The following is a 2343-nucleotide window of genomic DNA, read 5'->3' as shown; positions in this document are numbered from 1 at the left end:
GGTGATGACACGGTACATCAAGGCGTTGCCGGGAAACGTCGTGTCCATGCTTAGAACATGGCGAACGAAGTTGTAGTTGGAACCGTAGTCGGTGAGGTTGTTGAACAGGACCAGGAATGCGAACGCGGCCAACGAGAAGCACATAAATGTCTTCGAAATTCGCGCAATCATAGTTCCCCCAGTTTTCGTTTTGCCCAAGCAAGGTTGCAAACATTGCACACAATCGCCCAATGTGATCACAATTTATGATCATAAAATGAAATCCGTCAAGCCGTACTGCAAACTGGGGTTGTAGAAAGGATGATGTGGGGGTGCGGACCGCAAGTCCGCACCATGGGAACCTTTCGGCAGCTAATCGGTTGATATTTCTTCATGCCCCTGAAAGGAACCCGCCATGAAGAAGCTCATCCTCGCAGCGCTTGCCCTTGTGCCGCTTTCAGCGCCCGCTCATGCGGATTTCGGCGTCAAAGTGGGACTTCTCACCTGCGTCATCGATGGTGGCGTAGGCTTTGTCATCGGCTCGAGCAAAGATATGCGGTGCACCTTCACGCCAGCCAACCGCAACGACCCTCAGCAGCTCTATTCGGGACGCATCAATAAATATGGCGTCGACGTCGGCTTCACCAACGGAGCGATCTTACAGTGGCTGGTGATGGCGTCGAGCGGCGATGTCCATTCCCCTGCCCTGCTCGCCGGAAACTATGCCGGTGCCAGCGCAGAGGCGACCGCGCTCCTGGGCGTGGGGACCAATGTACTATTCGGCTGGTATCGTTCCGTTGCGCTTCAGCCAATCAGCGTACAGGGCCAGACGGGCCTCAACGCTGCACTGGCCATCGGCGCAATGGAATTGGTGAGCGCACAACAATAGGCGCGGTTCGGGAGCCCATGTTCGATCATTTTGGATTTCGCGTTCGCGACCTGGCCGCCTCCCGCCGTTTCTATGACGCGATCGCCGCTGCCCTGGGGCTGGCGACCATCGACAACACGCCGACCGCGTTTCTGCTCGGCAGAAGCGCGAAAGAGCCGGTGCCGTTCCTTTGGATCGGCACCGACAAGCCAGCCTTTTGGACTGCGATGCATCGCACCTCGGCAAGCCCGCTACATCTTGCCTTCGCGGCTGACAACCATGCGAAGGTCAACGCGTTTCACAAGGCGGCCCTCGAAAATGGCGGCACCGACAATGGAATGCCCGGCCCGCGTGGACCGGAGCCGATGAATTATTACGGAGCCTATGTGCTCGACCCGGACGGCAACAATATCGAGGCCGGCTGTCGCAATTGATATTCCTCGCCTGCCCTCTACCTACACGCCGCTCTAACAGGCATCTTCCGGCATCGAACCCTTGAGGGGAATTGCATGCCGGAAACCGCGAATCTCATCGCCTTTGCCGCCATAGCACTCGGCATGGTGCTGACGCCTGGGCCGAACATGGTCTATCTGGTGTCGCGCTCGATCAGCCAGGGCTCCCGTGCCGGACTGATTTCGCTCGCCGGCGTCGCACTTGGTTTTGTCATCTACATGCTGTGCGCGGCCTTCGGCATCACTGCGCTGGTGCTCGCCGTGCCATACGCCTATGACGCGATCCGTTTTGCCGGCGCTGCCTATCTTCTGTGGCTCGCCTGGCAGGCCATCCGCCCCGGCGGGCGCTCGCCGTTCCATATCCGCGAACTGCCGAAGGATGGCACGCGCAAGCTGTTTGCCATGGGCTTGTTCACCAGCCTGCTCAACCCCAAGGTCGCGGTGCTTTACCTGTCGCTGCTGCCCCAGTTCATCGATCCGGCGGCCGGCAGCGTGCTGACCCAGTTGCTGATGCTCGGCATGATCCAGATCAGCATCAGCGTCTCGGTCAACGCGATGATCGCGCTGTCTGCAGGCTCGATCTCGCAGTTCCTCGCCCAAAACCCCGGCTGGCTCAAGATCCAGCGCTGGCTGATGGGTACGGTGCTCGCGGGACTTGCGGTGAAGATGGCAACCGAAGCCCAGCGCTGAGTTTCACTTGTTCACTCAAAGAAAAAGCCCGGCGCATTTGCCGGGCTTTTTTGTCTGTTCTCGCTGCGGCGAGATCGCCTGACTTTTGGCTCAGTGATCCATGGCCTTGACGATTTCTTCGGTCATCTTCTTGGCGTCGCCGAGCAGCATCATGGTGCCGTCCTTGTAGAACAGCGTGTTGTCGATGCCGGCGTAGCCGGAACCGAGGCTGCGCTTGACGAATAGGCAGGTGCGCGCCTTGTCGACGTCGAGGATCGGCATGCCGTAGATCGGCGAGTTCTTGTCGTCGCGCGCCGAGGGATTGGTGACGTCGTTGGCGCCGATGACATAAGCGACGTCGGCCTGGGCGAACTC

The 2343-nt window shown here is 59.2% G+C and carries 5 protein-coding genes; 3 read left to right on the top strand and 2 right to left on the bottom strand.

The genetic code is table 11. The annotated features are described in order from the left end of the window. The coding region (locus AC1DWF_RS31565; RefSeq protein WP_476842518.1) for a DUF2165 family protein at positions 1 to 171 on the bottom strand (171 nt) is incomplete at its 3' end. A 223-nt stretch (positions 172 to 394) separates the two neighbouring features. On the opposite strand from AC1DWF_RS31565, the gene AC1DWF_RS31560 reads away from it, so the two are divergent. The 3 genes from AC1DWF_RS31560 (at position 395) to AC1DWF_RS31550 (ending at position 1989) form a co-directional block, all read left to right on the top strand. Further along, the gene (locus AC1DWF_RS31560; protein WP_476788247.1) at positions 395 to 868 is read left to right on the top strand and encodes a DUF992 domain-containing protein; all 474 of its coding nucleotides are present in this window, start codon (positions 395 to 397) and stop codon (positions 866 to 868) included. A 17-nt stretch (positions 869 to 885) separates the two neighbouring features. After that, positions 886 to 1281: a VOC family protein gene (locus tag AC1DWF_RS31555; RefSeq protein ID WP_476788248.1), complete on the top strand. Its 396-nt coding sequence runs from the start codon at positions 886 to 888 to the stop codon at positions 1279 to 1281. Between the two features lie 75 nt (positions 1282 to 1356). Next, complete coding sequence (locus tag AC1DWF_RS31550; protein WP_476788249.1) at positions 1357 to 1989, top strand: LysE family translocator; 633 nt, start codon at positions 1357 to 1359, stop codon at positions 1987 to 1989. Between the two features lie 90 nt (positions 1990 to 2079). Here AC1DWF_RS31550 and AC1DWF_RS31545 read toward each other — a convergent pair. Next, positions 2080 to 2343: NAD(P)(+) transhydrogenase (Re/Si-specific) subunit beta (locus tag AC1DWF_RS31545; RefSeq protein WP_476842517.1), on the bottom strand; the 264-nt coding region annotated here is incomplete at its 5' end.

The organism is Aminobacter sp. P4_D5, from assembly GCF_056401815.1.
This window is presented reverse-complemented; position numbering and strand designations above follow the sequence as displayed.